We start from the raw sequence: 16,106 nt of genomic DNA on the forward strand, positions 1-16,106 counted from the left end.
GACGAGACAGGCTCATCGGGCCTGCACTGCATGGCCACGCACCCGGAACGTCGCTCTAGCGCGCGTACCGGCCGGTCGGTACTGTGATTTATCCAACAGCCGTCCACTTCGGGAGTTGTACGCATGACCGTCACTCATGCCGAGGTCCAGGCCCAGCTCACGGGACCGGGCCAGCTTTTCGAGATCGAAGAGATCGGCGACACCGGGGTGCGGACCTGGAAACACGCCCCCGGACACTTTCGCGCCCTGCTCGAAATGAGCCGCTTCCACGGCGACAAGGTCTTCCTCATCTACGAGGACGAGCACATCACCTTCGAGGAGCACTACCGCCGCGCCGCCACCCTGGCCAACCGGCTGGTCGACGAGTACGGCGTCGCCAAGGGCGACCGGGTGGCCGTGGCGATGCGCAACTACCCCGAATGGGTGATCTCCTTCTCGGCCGTGCTGGCCGCCGGAGGCGTCGCCGTCCCTCTCAACGCATGGTGGACGGAGCCCGAGCTGGCCTACGGCGTCGGCGACTCGGGCGCCAAGGTGCTGATCGCCGACGGCGAGCGGGCCGCCCGGCTGGCGGCGACGGGCGTGCCGCTCATCGTGGCCCGAGGTGAGGCGCCCGAGGGCGCGCGCGCGTTCGAGGACGTGCTGGGCGAGGTCGCCGCGGAGGTGACCCTGCCCGAGGTCGACCTGTCCCCCGAGGACCCGGCCACGATCTTCTACACCTCCGGCACGACCGGGCAGCCCAAGGGCGCGCTGGGCAGCCACCGCAACCTCGGCCAGTCGCCGATGACGGTCGCCTACGGCCTGATGCGCGCGGTGGCGATGGCGGGCAGGGACCCCGGCGAGGTGGCCGGCGTGCGGCGCGTGACGCTGCTGACCGTGCCGCTGTTCCACGTCACCGGCTGCTTCTCGGGGCTGACCACGACGATGTTCACCGGCGGCGGGCTGGCGCTCATGTACAAGTGGGACCCCGAGCAGGCGCTGCGCTTCATCGAGCGCGAGCGGATCACCACGATGATCGGCGTGCCGACCAACGCCTGGCAGCTCATGTCGCACCCCGACTTCGGCAAGTACGACCTGTCGTCGCTGACCACCCTCGGCTACGGCGGGGCGCCGGCTCCGCCCAAGCTGCTGGAGCGCATCACCCAGAACCTTCCCAACCGGGCGCCGTCCAACGGCTACGGCATGACCGAGACCACCGCGCTGGCCATCGGCAACGGCGGCGCCGACTACCACGCCAGGCCCGACAGCATCGGACTGCCCTCGGCGGTGGTCGACGTGCGGGTGGTCGATCCCATGGGGACAGAGCTACCCCCCGGCGAGGTGGGCGAACTATGCGTCCGGGGGCCGAACGTGATCCTCGGCTACTGGAACAAGCCGGAGGCGACCGCGCAGACGTTCATCGACGGCTGGCTGCACACCGGCGACCTGGCCAAGATCGACGAGGACGGCTTCGTCTACATCGTGGACCGGGCCAAGGACATGGTGATCAGGGGCGGCGAGAACGTCTACTGCGCCGAGGTCGAGGCCGCGCTGTTCGAGCATCCGGCGGTGGACGACGCGGCGGTGATCGGCGTGCCGCACGACGAGCTCGGCGAGGAGGTCGGAGCCGTCGTCCGCCTCGTCCCCGGAGCGTCGGTCACCCCCGCCGAGCTGCAGGAGTTCCTGGCCGGCCGGATCGCCAAGTTCAAGATCCCGGTGCACGTCTGGTTCCGCGACGGCGAGCTGCCGCGCAACCCCGGCGGCAAGATCCTCAAGACCCATCTGCGCAGGGAGATCCTGGGCTCCTAGCCCACTCCGCCCCGAGGCCGCCGGATCCGTCCGGCGGCCTTTTGGCTGCGCCCATCTCCCGGGAATCCTCCCAGGTCGAGCCAGACATAGCCGGGCTCATTACCTGGCGCGTAATCGCGCCGACGACCGGCGGGATGACACCTTCTCCTTTGTCGGAATTGCCGGTACAAGGAGCCCGAAGATGACCGATCTGACCGTCACCACTGACCGCACCCGGTTTCTGCGCCTGGCGCTGGGCCTCGACGCCGTCGTCACCGGGGTCAACGGCCTCGGCTACCTCGCCGGCGCGGCCCTGCTCAGCGACCTGCTCGGCCCGGGCACGGCCCCGCTGCGCGGGATCGGCGCCTTCCTGCTCGTGTACGCCCTGGGTGTCGGCCTGCTGGCCGCGCGCAAGGAGGTCAACCCGGCGGCCACCATGGCGGTGATCGTGCTGAACACCGCCTGGGCCATCGGCAGCGTGCTGGCCGTGGTGACCGGGCTGATCGGGTTCACCACGATCGGCGCGCTGTGGGCGGTGGCCCAGGCCCTGGTCGTGGGCCTGTTCGCCGCCGTACAGCTCGTCGGCCTGCGCAGGCTGCGCTGACAGCACCCCGTACCGATAGCCCGAGAATTCATTGCAAAGGACGGAACATCATGACTGACAACCTGGTCGAACGCTACGTCGCCGCCTGGAACGAGACCGACGCCGACGCCCGCGCCAAGCTCGTGGCCGAGCTGTGGACCGAGGAGGCCACCTACACCGACCCGCTGGCCGACGTCGCCGGCCATGCCGGGATCGCCGCCGTCATCGAGGGCGCGCAGGGCATGTTCCCCGGCTTCGTCTTCACCCCGGGCGAGGTGTACGACGCCCATCACCGGATCGCCAGGTTCACCTGGCATCTGGGCCCCGCGGGCGAGGAGGCGGTGGCCGTCGGGTTCGACGTGGTGGAGCTGGCCGAGGACGGCCGGATCGCCAGGGTGCTGGGCTTCCTGGACAAGCTCCCCACCGCCTGACCTCTCCACCGGGAAAGGGGCTCCGGACGGGGCCTCTTTCGCCGTGCGAAAAGCAGTTGCCCAGCCCCGTCTCACCCGGACAAGGTGAGCCCGTGCCCGAACGACTCAGACACCTGATCCGGCGCCTCGTGCCGGATCTGGGCCCGCTCCGCGACTCCCGTGACTACCGGCTACTGATGGTGTCGGGCGTCGTCACCATGTTCGGCACGTTCATCACCCTGGTGGCCGTGCCCTACCAGATGAAGGAGCTCACCGGCTCCTACGTCGCGGTCGGTCTGGTGAGCCTGGCCGAGTTCGTGCCGATGGTGGTCTGCGGCCTGTGGGGCGGCGCGATCGCCGACGCCGTCGACCGGCGCAAGGTCATCCTGCTGAGCGAGGTCGGCCTGGCCGTCACCTCGGCGATGCTGATGCTCAACTCACTGTCGCCCGCCCCCCAGGTCTGGGTCCTGTACGTGGTCGGCGCACTGGCCACGGGCATCGCCTGCCTGCAGCGGCCCAGCCTGGAGGCGATGATCCCGCAGGTCGTGCGGCACGACCAGCTCGCCGCCGCCGCCGTGCTCACCAGCCTGCGCTGGAACTTCGGCGCCATCGTCGCGCCCGCGCTCGGCGGCCTGCTCGTCGTGTCGTTCGGCACCGCCCTGGCCTACGGCCTCGACACGGTCAGCTTCCTGCTGTCGCTGGCGCTGCTCTGGCGGATGAGCTCGCTGCCGCCCGCCGACAACGCCGCGCCGGCGTCGCTGCGCTCACTGGTCGAGGGCGTGCGCTACGCCGTCGGGCGCCGCGACCTGATGGGCACCTACCTGGTCGACATCGCGGCCATGGTGTTCGCCATGTCGACGGCGCTCTTCCCGTTCCTGGCCGACCAGATGGGCGCGCCGCAGGCGCTCGGGCTGCTCTATTCGGCCGGCGCGGTCGGGGCCCTGCTGGCCTCGCTGACCGGCGGCTGGACCTCGCGGGTGCACCGCCAGGGGCTCGGCGTGATCGTCGCCGCCGTGCTGTGGGGCGTGTCGGTGGCGCTGGCCGCGCTGATGCCCACCATCTGGGGGGTGTTCGCGTGCCTGGCGCTCGCGGGCGCCGCCGACATGGTGAGCGGCATCTTCAGGATGACGATGTGGAACCAGACGATCCCCCACGAGCTGCGCGGCCGGCTGGCGGGCATCGAGCTGCTCTCCTACGCCAGCGGCCCGATGCTGGGCAACGCCCGAGCCGGGCTGATGGCGCAGGCCGGCGGGGCCAGGTTCTCGCTGGGCGTGGGCGGTCTGCTGTGCGTGGCGGCCGTCGCCGCGATGGCCGTGGCGCTGCCCGCGTTCAGGACCTATGACGCCCGCACCGACGAACACGCGCTGGCCGAGAAGGCTCGCCGCGCCGAGGCGACCGCCTGACTGCGCGGCGACGGTGACCGCTCCGTCTCGCCGCCGGCCCGCCCTGGTTGATGCTGGTTCGCGCCGTTTCGCCCCATGATGGCGCCGGGTTCAGCCCGGCTCCCGCCAGCCCGCGTAGCGCTCGACCAGCTCATCCACCTCGGGCAGGATCTCCTCATCGAGCCCCTCGGCCACGACCAGCCACTGCGCGTCCTCGGCGTCGTCCTCGCCCGCGAGCGTCTCCCGCACCACCCGCGGGACCCCGAGCGCCGGAAACAACTCGGCCAGCGTCTCCGCGACCTCCTGTGCGTCGTCCCGCTCGGCGAACACGAGTAGCTGCCTCATACCTCGCATTCTGCCAGCGCTCGCTGCCGCTAAAAGCCTGTACGTGCTCGTTCACAGAACGTGACTGCGGTAGCTTGCTACCGCAGAACCATGACGGCCGAAGCGGTGAGCCTGGATGAAACGGTGAGCCCGGATACGGAGCCATCTTCGCTACCCGACTGGATCTTTCCGCCACCTCAAGGTTTCACCGCGGAGGACCTCGATCGCATTCCGCAATTGCCTGCACACACAGAGTTGATTGATGGAAGCTTGGTCTTCGTGCGTCCTCAAGCTCCTTCCACACGCTCGCGGTGTCGCTGTTCGAGGCTGAGCTGCGCCGCATGCCGCCAACCGATGTGCGCGTGCGGCGGGAGATGAGTCTCATCCTCAATGAGAGCCAACGGCCGGAGCCCGACATCAGTGTCATCCGCGCCGACGCCGAGCACAGCCGCGAGCAGACCTTCCATCGGGCCAAGGATGTGACGCTCGTCGTCGAAGTCGTCTCGCCCGAATCAAGGACGCGCGACCGTAAACGGAAGCCGACTCTCTACGCCGAGGCCAGCATCCCCCACTTCTGGCGCGTCGAGAACAACTCCGGCCAGCCGGTCGTCTACGTGTACGAGCTCGACTCCGTCACCGCTACGTACGTGCCCACCGGGATCTTCCACGACCGGCTCAAGGTGACGGTGCCGTTCGACATCGACATCGACCTCACCGCGATCGACCGGCTCTGAGAACGACGAAAGGTCCGGTACGCCACGCGTACCGGACCTTTCGTATGCTCAGACGCCCCGCAGGTGGGCGCCCACCCGGTCGGCGGCCAGCGCCACGGCGGCGTCGCGGGCCGCGGTCGTCTCCTCGGCCGTCAACGTACGGTCGGCGGCGCGGAAACGCAGCGTGTAGGCGAGCGACTTGTTGCCCTCGCCCGCCTGCTCACCGGTGTAGACGTCGAACAGCCGGATCGACTCCAGCAGCTCACCGGCGCCGTCGCGGAGCGCCGCCTCCACATCGGCGACCGGCGTGAAGTCGGGCACGATGAGCGCCACGTCCTGCGTCGCGACCGGATAGGCCGACACCCTGGGCGCCTCGACCGGGCCCGGCATGGCGCGCTCGATCCTCGACAGCTCCAGCTCCATCGCCGAGGTGCGCGGCGGCAGGCCGTACGCCTCGATGACACGCGGGTGCAGCTCACCGGCGTGGCCGACGAGCGTGTCACCGGAGTAGAGGGCCGCGCACCGGCCGGGATGCCACGGCTCGTGCTGGTCGGCGGTGACGGACAGCTCGACACCCGCCTCGACGGCCACGAGCTGCGCGGCCCGCACCGCGTCGGCCCAGCACTCCTGCCGCCCCGGCCCCCACCAGCCGGACCGGTCGAACTCACCCGCGAGCACGACCGCCACGCGGTGCGGCTGGTCGGGCAGGGCCGCCTCGACCGAGGCCAGCTCGTCGGCGGTGGGCTCGCGCTCGACGCCGAGCACCGGCGCGGTGCGGGGGGCGCCCTCGCGCGGCCGGTAGACCGCGCCCGACTCGAACAGCGCCACGTCGGGGAAACCACGGCCGACGTTGCGGACCAGGGTCTTGAGCAGGCCCGGCAGCAGCGTGGTGCGCATCAGCGGCTCGTCCTCGGCCAGCGGGTTGGCCAGCCGCATCGCCCGGCGGCGAGCGTCGTCGGCGGGCAACTGCAGGTTGTCGAAGTCGGCTTCGCTGATGAACGGGTAGGCCAGCACCTCGACGTAGCCGGCGGCGGCCAGGGCCCGGCCGACGCGCCTGCGCAGCCGCTGCCCCTCGGTCAGCCCGGCCCCGGCCGGGGCCTTGGGCAGGACCGACGGCAGGCTCTCGTAGCCCTCCAGCCGGATGACCTCTTCGGCCAGGTCGTTGGGGTCGGTGAGGTCGGGCCGCCAGGACGGCGGCGTCACGGTGATCATGTCGTCACCGGTGACCGCCAGCCTGGCCGCCAGCTCGCCGCCCGTCACGACGCCGGTCGGGTCGACGCCGCCCGTGCGCACGGCGGGGTCGTCTCCGTCGGTCACCGTGCAGCCGACCTGCTCCAGCCGGTGGACGACGGTCTCCTTGGCGTAGGCGATGCCCGCGACGTCGCCCGGGTGGCTCGACGGGATCGCGATGCGGGCGGGGCGCACGCCTACCTCGGCGTGGGTGACGCCGGGCTGCACGGTCGCGCCGCCCAGCTCGGCCAGCAGTCGCACAGCCCGCCAGGAGGCGGCCAGCGGCAGCTCCCGGTCGACGCCGCGCTCGAACCGCTTGGACGCCTCGGACACCAGGTTGTGCCTGCGCGACTCACGGGAGATGCCGGTGGCCGAGAAGTGCGCGGCCTCGATGACGATGTCGGTCGAGGTGTCGGAGATCTCGGTCTCGAGCCCGCCCATCGTGCCGGCCATCGAGATCGGGCCCGACTGGTCGGTGATCAGGATGTCGTCGGGGTCGAGCTCGCGCACCACGTGGTCGAGCGTCTCAAGGGTCTCGCCCGGCCGGGCCCGGCGCACGACGATCTCACCGGTGAGCCTGCCGCGGTCGAAGGCGTGCAGCGGCTGGCCGAGCTCCAGCATCAGGTAGTTGGTGATGTCGACGGCCAGCGACACCGGCCGCATCCCGGCCCGCGTCAGTCGTACGCGCATCCACAACGGGCTCTGCGCGGACGGGTCGAAACCGCGGACCTCACGCAGCACGAACCTGTCGCAGGCGGTCGGGTCGGCGATCGACGCCGGCCACGCCTGCCCGGTCTCCTCGGGCAGCTCGACGTCGGCGGGGTCGTGGAACGGCACGCCGAACGCGGTCGCCGCCTCGCGCGCCACGCCCCTGATGGACAGCGCGTAGCCGATGTCCGGGGTGATCTCCAGCTCGATCACGTCGTCGCGCAGACCGAGCAACTCGACCACGTCGGCGCCGATCGGCGTGTCGGCCGGGAGCACCATGATGCCGTGGTGGTCGTCGCCCAGCCCTAGCTCGCGCTCGGAGCAGATCATGCCCTCGGACATGCGGCCGTAGGTCTTGCGCGCGCCCACCTCGAACCCGCCGGGCAGCACGCCGCCCGGCAGCACGACCGGCACGCGGTCACCCGCGGCGAAGTTGGTGGCGCCGCAGACGATCTCGCGTGGCGTGGCCTCGCCGACCTCGACCTTGCAGTGCCTGATCGGCTTCTTGAAGCCGGTGAGCTCCTCGACCTCGAGCACCTCGCCGACGACGACGTTCTTGACGTCGTGGCCATGCGAGGTGATCGACTCCAGCTTGAGCCCGGCCGCGGTGAGCCTGTCGGCCACCTCGTGCGCCGTGACCGCCGGGAGATCGACATACTCCCGCAGCCAGGAGAGCGGGACCCTCATCAGATCTCCATTCCGAACGGGAGCGTGAAGCGCACGTCTCCCTCGACCATGTCGCGCATGTCCTCGGCGTTGTGGCGGAACATCAGTGTCCGCTCGATGCCCATGCCGAAGGCGAAGCCCGAATATCTCGACGGGTCGACCCCGCAGGCGATCAGCACGCGCGGGTTGACCATCCCGCAGCCGCCCCACTCGATCCAGCCCTCCGACTTGCAGGTGCGGCAGGGCGGGTTGCCGGGGACCGCCGAGGCGCCGCGGCAGACGAAGCACTTGAGGTCCATCTCGGCCGACGGCTCGGTGAACGGGAAGTAGTTGGGCCGGAACCGAGTGGAGATGCCCTCGCCGAACATCACCTCGGCGAACCGGTCGAGCGTGCCCTTGAGATGGGCCATCGTCAGGCCCTCGTCGATGGCCAGCCCCTCGACCTGGTGGAACACCGGGGTGTGGGTGGCGTCGAGCTCGTCGGTGCGGAACACCTTGCCCGGGGAGATCACGTAGCACGGCACCCCGCGCTGCAGCAGCGCGCGGATCTGCACCGGCGAGGTCTGGGTGCGCAGCACCATGCCCGACTCGCCGGACTCGACGAAGAAGGTGTCGTGCTCGGAGCGGGCGGGGTGGTCCGTGGCGATGTTGAGGGCGTCGAAGTTGAACCACTCGCCTTCGAGCTCGGGCCCTTCGGCCACCTCGTAGCCCATCGCGACGAACGTGTCGGCGATGCGCTCCTGCATGGTGGTCAGCGGGTGGCGGGCGCCGCGCGGCCGACGGTCCCACGGCAGGGTGACGTCGACGGCCTCCTCCACGAGCACCCGGGCGTCACGCTCGGCCTCCAGCTCGCCCTGGCGGGCGGCGAGGGCCTCGTTGATCGCCCTGCGGACGGTGCCGACACGTTTGCCGGCCTCGGCGCGGGCGGCGGGCGGCAGGGCGCCGATCTCGCGGTTGGCCAGCGCGACGGGCGAGCGGTCGCCGGCGTGTGCCAGGCGCGCCTGCTTGAGTGCGTCGAGGGTGCCGGCCGCCTTGATCGCCGCCAGGGCGTCGGCCTCCATGCGGGACACCTCGTCGGCATGCAACGGTGTCACCTCGACGGGGTCGTAGTCAGACAAGAGTGAGCTCCGTATCCAGGGCTTGAGCGGTCAAAGTCTAACGGTGGACGCCCACCGGCCGACTCAGGCTTCAGGCGAAGTCGGGCGTGCCGGTGGGCACGGTAAATCGGAACTCCGCCCCACCCTCGGGCGCTCGCTGCACGGTGATCGTGCCGCCGTGTGCCTCGACCAGGCCCTTGACGATGAACAGGCCAAGCCCGGTGCCGCCGCGCCTGCGGCTGTTGCCGCGCCAGAACTGCCGGAAGACGCGCGGAGCCAGCTCGGGCTCGATGCCCTCGCCCTCGTCGCGCACCGACACGGCAGCTCCCCATCCGACGGATTGGATGTCGATCGTCACGGTGCCACGGCCGTGGCGTACCGCGTTCTCTATCAGGTTACCGAGGATCTGATCGACCTTGTCCTGGTCAAGCCACATCTCGGGCAGGTCGGGGCCGGCGACGAGGCGGAACCGGTCCTCCGGCTCACCGGCGGCCACGCGGCCCGCGATGACGCGGCGGGCTCGGGCGGGCACGTCGACGACCTGGCGGTGCAGCTCCAGCCGGCCGGACTCGATGCGGGACACGTCGAGCAACTCGGTGATCAGCCTGGTCACGCGGTCGGCGTCGTTGTTGACGGTCTCGAGCATGACGAGCTTCTGCTCGTCAGTGAAGCGGGGCCACCTGGCCAGCAGCGTCGCGGTGAAACCCTTGACACTGGTCAGCGGGGAGCGCAGCTCGTGGGCGACCGTGGAGACCAGATCGGCGCGGCTGCGCTCCAGGCGGGCGCGGGCTCCGCCGTCGCGCAACGTGATCGCCACCCGGGCGACGTCGCCGCCCCGGGCGGGCTCGCGGATCAGCCGGGCCGCGACGTAGACCTCCTGGCCGCCCGGCAGGTGGAGCGGCCGCTCCGGGACCCTGCTGCGGGTGCGCAGCCCGCCGTCGGGGTCGAGGGCCTTCCACCAGTCGCGGCCGTCGTGGTCGCGGAACGGGAACACCTCGTCCATGTCCTTGCCGACGGCTCGCTCGACGCTCACTCCGGTGAGCCGGACGGCGGCCCGGTTGACCGCCAGCACCCGGCCGAAACCATCGGTCACGATGAGGCCGTCGGGAAGCTCGTCGATGGGGATCACGCACACGGAGGTGCGCTCTCGACCATCGTCTGCGCCGTGCACGACCTCGCCTCCTCCGCCTACAGGGCCGACAATAGCGGGTTTCCCGCCGCCTAGGGCACTCGCTGGGACCTGGCGGAGGAGTAAAGACACACCGCCGCCGCGGTGGCCAGGTTGAGGCTTTCGGCCTGCCCGTAGATGGGCACCCTGACCACATCGTCGGCCTCGGCGAGCACCTCCTCCGGCAGACCCCAGGCCTCGTTTCCGAAGATCCACGCGGTGGGTCCCGACAGGTCGACGTCGTCGAGCGTGTGCTTGCCCGCGCCGTCGGCCGCCAGCACCCGCAGCCCGCGCTCCCTGAGGTGACGCGCGGCCACCGCCGCGGGTGTACCGATGACGACCGGAAGGTGAAAAAGACTACCGGCGCTGGCGCGCACGCACTTGCCGTTGTACGGATCCACCGAGGCGTCGGTGAAGACCACGGCGTCGGCTCCGGCCGCGTCGGCGGCGCGCATGACGGTGCCGGCGTTGCCCGGGTCGCGCACGTGCGCGAGCACCGCGACCAGGCGCGGCGTGGCGGGCACCGCCTCCTCCAGCGGCACGTGCACGAGCCGGCAGACCGCCAGGAGGCCCTGGGGGGTCACGGTCTGGGACAACTCGGCCAGGACCTCGCCACTGGCCCGGTGCACCGGGACGCCCTGGAGCGTCGCCTCGGTGACGAGCTCGGGGTGGCGCAGCTCGGCCTCGGCGGTGGTGAACAACTCCAGCGTCACGCCGTCGAGCTTGAGCGCCTCGCGCACCGCCTGCGGGCCCTCGGCCAGGAACTTGCGGTCCTGGTCTCTGAAGGCGCGCTTGGTGAGTCTCCGGGCGGCCTTCACCCGGGGCGACTTGAGGTTGGTCAGCTCGGATCCCGCCATGCTTCCCCCTGGTTCGCGGGTACGGCACGGCGTACCCCTGCTGCTCGCCGTACATACGGCAAAGGGCCCACCGTCAGGTGGGCCCCTCGGCTAGAGCCCGGCCGGGCTCCTCACGTGTTTCAGCCCGCGGCCGGCGCGTTCACGTCCGCCGGCAGCGCCTTCTTGGCGGCCTCGACGAGCGTGGCGAAGGTCTGGCTGTCGTGCACCGCGAGATCGGCCAGGATCTTGCGGTCGACCTCGATGTTGGCCAGCCGCAGCCCTTGGATCAGGCGGTTGTAGGTCATGCCGTTCTGACGGGCCGCGGCGTTGATCCGCTGGATCCACAGACGGCGGAACGTGCCCTTGCGGTCCTTGCGGTCCCGATAGGCGTACGTCATCGAGTGGAGCATCTGCTCCTTGGCCTTGCGGTACAGCCGCGACCGCTGGCCTCGGTAACCGGATGCCCGATCGAGGACGACCTTGCGCTTCTTCTTGGCGTTGAGCGCCCGCTTCACGCGTGCCATAGTTCTTCTCCCCGGGGGTTCGCGCTACTTGGCGAGCAGCTTCTTGATCTTCTTGGAATCTGCTTCGGACAGGACGACTTCATTCTTGAGACGGCGCGTCAGCGTGGACGACTTCCACTCGTTGTAGTGCGCGCGGTTGGCACGGCGACGCTTGATCTTGCCGGTGCCGGTGAGCCGGAACCGCTTCTTGGCACCGCTGTGCGTCTTCATCTTCGGCATTTCGCCGTCTCTCCTCAATTCGGTCGTGCCGGTGGCCGGGCCGGTGCTGGCCGGCCCGGACGCGGCGTCTTCGTCTGCCGGTGGCTGTTCGGGGTGGTGTAAGGCTAACCCGAACCGGGGGTCACGCTTCCTGCGCGGAAGGCTCCTCGCTGCCACGCTGCGCCTTGGCGGCGGCCTTCTCGGCCTTGGCCTCGGCCTTCTTCTTGTGCGGACCGATCACCATGATCATGTTACGGCCGTCCTGCTTCGGCTGGGATTCGACGAACCCGAGCTCCTGGACGTCCTCCGCCAGCCGCTGCAGCAGCCGGAAGCCGAGCTCCGGCCGGGACTGCTCGCGACCACGGAACATGATCGTGACTTTGACCTTGTCTCCCGCCTTGAGGAACCGCACCACGTGACCCTTCTTGGTCTCGTAGTCGTGCGGGTCGATCTTGGGCCGGAGCTTGATCTCCTTGATGATCGTGTGCGCCTGATTCTTGCGCGCCTCGCGCGCCTTCATCGCGGACTCGTACTTGAACTTGCCGTAGTCCATGAGCTTGCACACGGGCGGTCGAGCCGTCGCCGCGACCTCGACGAGGTCAAGGTCGGCTTCCTGGGCGAGCTTCAGCGCATCGTGAATCGACACGATGCCCACCTGCTCGCCGTTGGGGCCCACGAGGCGGACCTCGGGAACTCGGATACGCTCGTTGATGCGGGGCTCAGTGCTGATGGGGCCTCCTAGGTTGCGAATCCCTACGTGCTCGTCGTGCCGGGAAGCTCCGCGTGAAACGCGAAAGCCCCGCACGTCGCGCATGCGGGGCCACTGAGCTCTTCGGCATCGTGGCCTGAAGCTCCCCGGAGTAAGTCCGGCGTGATCCTGGACCCGGCCACCTCTCGGCGACTCAGGTGGGAGGAGACCTCCGCTTGCGCGTCCAGCAAGGCATGCCGGACCGATCAGAGAGCAACACTACCACAACCACGCGGGATCCCCGAATCTTCCCCGCCCCCCGGAGTGCTGGCCGCCGAGGTCGCCTAGAGGCTCGATCCGGCGCGGCGTCAGACCGAACGGACCGCATGGACCGCCCGCCGGACGATCTCGGCCTCGCCGGCCGCGCGCATGGCCTCGACCGGCACGTCGGCGCGGCCGGTCATCAGCTCCACCTGGCGCACCGCCTGGTGGAGCAGCATCGCGAAGCCGCCCACGACGGTGCCGCCCGCGGCCCGCACCGCCGTCGCCGCCGCGGTCGGCCACGGCGCGTAGACCACGTCGAACAGGGCGGGCACGGTGGCCAGTCGTTCGGCGTGCAGGTCGGCCGCGCCGCCGGGCAGGGTGGAGACGACCAGATCCACCTGGAGCCGGACGTCGAGCTTGTCGAACGTCTCCACCGCGAGCGCCAGCCCCAGCCGCTCGGCCACCTCGGCGGTCTCCCCCGCCCTCGCGGGATCGCGGACGAGCAGGGTGGCGGACGGAAGCCCCAGATCGCGCAGCGCCGCCAGCGCCGACGCGGCCGTGGCGCCACCACCCAGCACCGTAGCCGAGCGGGGCGCCGGCACCCCGGCCTCGGCCAGCGCCTGCTTGATGCCGTGAACGTCGGTGTTGTCACCGTGGGCGGCGCCGTCGCGGAACACCACCGTGTTGGCCCCGCCCACCTCCACGGCCAACTCGGAGACGGTGTCGAGCAGGGGCAGCACGGCCCGCTTGAGCGGCATGGTCAGCGACAGGCCCGCCCAGGCTCCCTCGTCACCGGAGATCTCGCCGCGCACCGGCCGGAGCCGCCCGAGCATGGCGGGCAGCCCGGCCTCGTCGCACTCGAACGCCTCATAGCTCCACCCGGCCAGGCCCATCGCCTCGTAGGCGGCCCGGTGCAGACAGGGCGACAGCGAATGCCCGATCGGCGAACCCATCACCGCGGCGCGCATGACCACCTGCTCTCCTTGACCAGCAGCACCCTACCGCCGCCCAGGTGCGGCTCACCCCGCGCCCGGGTCAGTCGCCGTTCTGGTACTTCGCCTCGTTGCGTGCGAACTCCGCCAGCAGCGCCTGGCGCTCGGCCTCGGTCGTGGCGAACTTGGTGACGTTGCTCTTGCGGTCGGGGGCCACGAAGTACAGCCAGGTGCCCTTGGCCGGGTTGAGCGCCGCCTCCAGTGCGTGTTCGCCGGGGTTGGCGATGGGGCCTGGCGGAAGCCCGGGCCAGCGGTAGGTGTTGTACTTCGACGGGATCTTGGTTTCCTCGATGGAGGCGTAGGTGCCGTACTTGCCGAGGGCGTACATGACCGTGCTGTCCATCGACAGGGTCATCGGCGGCTCCCGGTTGAGCCTGTTGTAGATGACCCGCGCGATCTTCGGCATGTCCTCCTGACGCCCCGCCTCGGCCTGGATGATGCTGGCGATCGTGATGATCTCGTGCGGTGTGTGACCGAGGCGTTTGGCGCCATCGACCAGACCGACCTTGTCCGCCGCCTGCTTGTACCGCTCGACCATCGTCGCCAGGATCTCGGCCGGCGTGGTCTTCGGCTGGAACTCGTACGTGGCAGGGAAGGCGTAGCCCTCAAGCTTGCCCTTGGCGTAGGACGGGAGGTCCAGCCCTCCGGTCTTCTTCGCCGCCGCCACGAAGTCCTTGCCGGGCTTGCCGGTCTTCTTCGCCAGCTGGGTCAGCATGTCGGACAGCCGCAGGCCCTCCTTGATGGTCACCTGGACGAGCATGCGGTTGCCGGAGTCGAGGAGCGTCACCGCGTTGGCGGCGGACATACCCTTGCGCATGGTGTACTGGCCGGGCTGGAGCGAGTCGCTCTTGCCCGCGTTGGTGATCGCGTTGGTGAAGGCTCTGGCGCTCGCGACGACGCCCTGGCGCTCGAGCTCCTGCGCGACGTCGGAGGCGTTCTGGCCCTCCTTGATCTCGATGACCACCTCGCCCTTGCCCTGACCGGCGAAGTCGTCGGGCACGAGGGCGCCGCTGATCCACTGGTAGCCGAAGTAGCCACCGCCGCCGATGATGCCGGCGAGGATGATGAACGCCAGCAGCGGGGCGATGAATCCACCCCGGTTGCGGCGTTTGCGCCGCCTGCGATTCCCCCGTCTGCCGGAACCGCGGGTACGCCGCTGGTCACGATTGTCGTCGTCCTCGGCGCCAAGCAGAAAGTCCATGTCGAGCTCGTTCATAGGTGCGGTGGCCAATCTCCCGGCACGGCACCGGCGGTGTCAGGTCCGGGAACCGAACCGCCGGAAGTAACCGAGTGGAATGGGGGGATCCGCCGGACATATACCCACGGCCAGCGGTGATCACTCAGAGTAATCATGACGAGAGTCGGCGAGAGGGCGCGCGCCCCACTACGGGGGCTCTGCCTGGGGATCGTCACGATCCCCTGCGGGATGGGGGGTCTCCCGGCGAGCATCAGTCAGTCCCGAGGTATCGGTTCAACTCTTCCCGGTATCTCACGAACTCGCTCTCTTTGTCGGTGAATTTGGTGATTCTATGCGCCGGATCCGTGGTAACAAACCAGTACCAATTGCCCTTTGCCGGGCGCAAGGCCGCCATCAGTGCCTTCTCTCCAGGACTGGAGACCGGTCCAGGTGGCAGCCCCTTGTGCAGGTAGGTGTTGTACGGCGAGTCGATCTTCGTGTCGCTCTCGGAGACCTTCAGCGTCCGCCTGCCCTGGGCGTACAGCACGGTCGTGTCGAGTTGGAGCGGCATGTTCGCGCCGAGCCTGTTGTAGATCACCCGGGCGATCTTCGGGTAGTCGGCGTCACGCCCGCCCTCTGCCTGCACGATGCTGGCCACGATCACGACCTCTCGCGGAGTCAGGTGCACCCGTGCCGCCCGCGCCTCCAGGTCGATCTCGGCCGCCGCCGCGCCGAACCGCTCGGTCATCGCGGCCAGCAGGTCCACGGCGGAGGCACCCGGCTCGACCTCGTACGTCGCCGGGAACAGGAATCCCTCCAGCCCCCGCGCGTAGGCGGGCAGGCCGACGAGAGCCGGGTCGGCCGAACGCAGCTCCTTCAGCGGCAGCCCGGACTGCGCGGCGACCCGCTCCAGCGTCTCGTCGACCCGCATGCCCTCGGGCACCATGACGCGCCTGACGATCCGGGAGCCCGGAGCGAGCAGCAGGTCCAGCGCCGCTCCCGCGGCCATGCCCCTGCGCAGGCGGTAGTGGCCGGGCTTGAGCCGGTCGGCCACCGCGCGGGCCACGGTCTCGTTGACGAAGGACCGGGCGCTGGCCACCACACCCGTCTCGGCCAGTTGCGCGCCGACGTCGCTCGCGCTGGCGCCGGGCGCGATCCGCACGGTCACCTTGCCTCTGCCGCGCCCGTCGAAATCATCGGGCACGACGTACGGTTGCAGCACCGCGTAGGCGGCCACCCCCAGCGCCACGACGGAGACGACCACACCGGAGACCAGCATCCCCGCCCTGCGCGGGGCCTTGCGCCGCCGGTCACCACGGGACGGGGAGTGTGCGGTCAAGCGACCACCCCTGGCGTGGTCCTGCCGTGACGGATGCCGCTCC

General features: G+C 70.2%; 15 protein-coding genes and 1 pseudogene. 5 read left to right on the top strand and 11 right to left on the bottom strand.

Translation table 11 applies throughout. The features are described 5' to 3' along the window. The first annotated feature begins 123 nt into the window (after window positions 1-123). The 4 genes from IEY82_RS20030 (at window position 124) to IEY82_RS20045 (ending at window position 4,160) form a co-directional block, all read left to right on the top strand. Window positions 124-1,785, top strand: coding sequence for a class I adenylate-forming enzyme family protein (locus IEY82_RS20030; RefSeq protein ID WP_189125696.1), 1,662 nt, complete (start codon window positions 124-126; stop codon window positions 1,783-1,785). A 181-nt stretch (window positions 1,786-1,966) separates the two neighbouring features. Then, window positions 1,967-2,368: a hypothetical protein gene (locus IEY82_RS20035; protein WP_189125697.1), complete on the top strand. Its 402-nt coding sequence runs from the start codon at window positions 1,967-1,969 to the stop codon at window positions 2,366-2,368. A gap of 50 nt (window positions 2,369-2,418) precedes the next feature. After that, entirely contained in the window at window positions 2,419-2,778 is a 360-nt protein-coding gene (locus tag IEY82_RS20040) for a nuclear transport factor 2 family protein (protein WP_189125698.1), read from the top strand. Window positions 2,779-2,870: 92 nt separating this feature from the next. Continuing rightward, window positions 2,871-4,160 (top strand): MFS transporter, encoded by a 1,290-nt coding sequence (locus IEY82_RS20045; RefSeq protein ID WP_225263405.1) that lies wholly within the window; start codon window positions 2,871-2,873, stop codon window positions 4,158-4,160. Window positions 4,161-4,250: 90 nt separating this feature from the next. On the opposite strand, the gene IEY82_RS20050 is transcribed toward IEY82_RS20045, so the two are convergent. Continuing rightward, window positions 4,251-4,484, bottom strand: coding sequence for a hypothetical protein (locus tag IEY82_RS20050; RefSeq protein WP_189125699.1), 234 nt, complete (start codon window positions 4,482-4,484; stop codon window positions 4,251-4,253). Between the two features lie 90 nt (window positions 4,485-4,574). Between IEY82_RS20050 and IEY82_RS20055 the strand changes: the two are divergent. Continuing rightward, window positions 4,575-5,197: pseudogene (locus tag IEY82_RS20055) on the top strand (Uma2 family endonuclease). Window positions 5,198-5,245: 48 nt separating this feature from the next. On the opposite strand, the gene IEY82_RS20060 reads toward IEY82_RS20055, so the two are convergent. The 10 genes from IEY82_RS20060 to mltG (IEY82_RS20105) all read right to left on the bottom strand — a co-directional run bounded on the left by IEY82_RS20060 (window position 5,246) and on the right by mltG (IEY82_RS20105) (window position 16,063). Beyond that, on the bottom strand, window positions 5,246-7,801 hold the full coding sequence (locus tag IEY82_RS20060) for a phenylalanine--tRNA ligase subunit beta (RefSeq protein ID WP_189125700.1): 2,556 nt from the start codon (window positions 7,799-7,801) through the stop codon (window positions 5,246-5,248). Beyond that, window positions 7,801-8,841 (bottom strand): phenylalanine--tRNA ligase subunit alpha, encoded by a 1,041-nt coding sequence (pheS, locus tag IEY82_RS20065; RefSeq protein ID WP_225263462.1) that lies wholly within the window; start codon window positions 8,839-8,841, stop codon window positions 7,801-7,803. The genes IEY82_RS20060 and pheS overlap by 1 nt, the downstream gene beginning before the upstream one ends. A gap of 127 nt (window positions 8,842-8,968) precedes the next feature. Beyond that, window positions 8,969-10,048, bottom strand: coding sequence for a sensor histidine kinase (locus IEY82_RS20070; RefSeq protein ID WP_225263407.1), 1,080 nt, complete (start codon window positions 10,046-10,048; stop codon window positions 8,969-8,971). Window positions 10,049-10,098: 50 nt separating this feature from the next. Next, the gene (locus tag IEY82_RS20075; protein ID WP_189125702.1) at window positions 10,099-10,902 is read right to left on the bottom strand and encodes a TrmH family RNA methyltransferase; all 804 of its coding nucleotides are present in this window, start codon (window positions 10,900-10,902) and stop codon (window positions 10,099-10,101) included. Window positions 10,903-11,021: 119 nt separating this feature from the next. After that, on the bottom strand, window positions 11,022-11,405 hold the full coding sequence (gene rplT, locus IEY82_RS20080; protein WP_189125703.1) for a 50S ribosomal protein L20: 384 nt from the start codon (window positions 11,403-11,405) through the stop codon (window positions 11,022-11,024). A gap of 24 nt (window positions 11,406-11,429) precedes the next feature. Then, the gene (rpmI, locus tag IEY82_RS20085; protein WP_189125704.1) at window positions 11,430-11,624 is read right to left on the bottom strand and encodes a 50S ribosomal protein L35; all 195 of its coding nucleotides are present in this window, start codon (window positions 11,622-11,624) and stop codon (window positions 11,430-11,432) included. A 121-nt stretch (window positions 11,625-11,745) separates the two neighbouring features. Then, entirely contained in the window at window positions 11,746-12,417 is a 672-nt protein-coding gene (gene infC, locus IEY82_RS20090) for a translation initiation factor IF-3 (RefSeq protein WP_229697622.1), read from the bottom strand. A 242-nt stretch (window positions 12,418-12,659) separates the two neighbouring features. Continuing rightward, window positions 12,660-13,523 (bottom strand): shikimate dehydrogenase, encoded by an 864-nt coding sequence (locus tag IEY82_RS20095; RefSeq protein WP_189125851.1) that lies wholly within the window; start codon window positions 13,521-13,523, stop codon window positions 12,660-12,662. Window positions 13,524-13,590: 67 nt separating this feature from the next. Further along, entirely contained in the window at window positions 13,591-14,748 is a 1,158-nt protein-coding gene (gene mltG / locus IEY82_RS20100) for an endolytic transglycosylase MltG (protein WP_225263409.1), read from the bottom strand. A 247-nt stretch (window positions 14,749-14,995) separates the two neighbouring features. After that, on the bottom strand, window positions 14,996-16,063 hold the full coding sequence (gene mltG, locus IEY82_RS20105; RefSeq protein WP_225263411.1) for an endolytic transglycosylase MltG: 1,068 nt from the start codon (window positions 16,061-16,063) through the stop codon (window positions 14,996-14,998). Window positions 16,064-16,106: the final 43 nt, after the last annotated feature.

Source organism: Nonomuraea cavernae (genome assembly GCF_014646355.1).
In the GTDB taxonomy this organism is placed as follows: Bacteria; Actinomycetota; Actinomycetes; order Streptosporangiales; family Streptosporangiaceae; genus Nonomuraea; species Nonomuraea cavernae.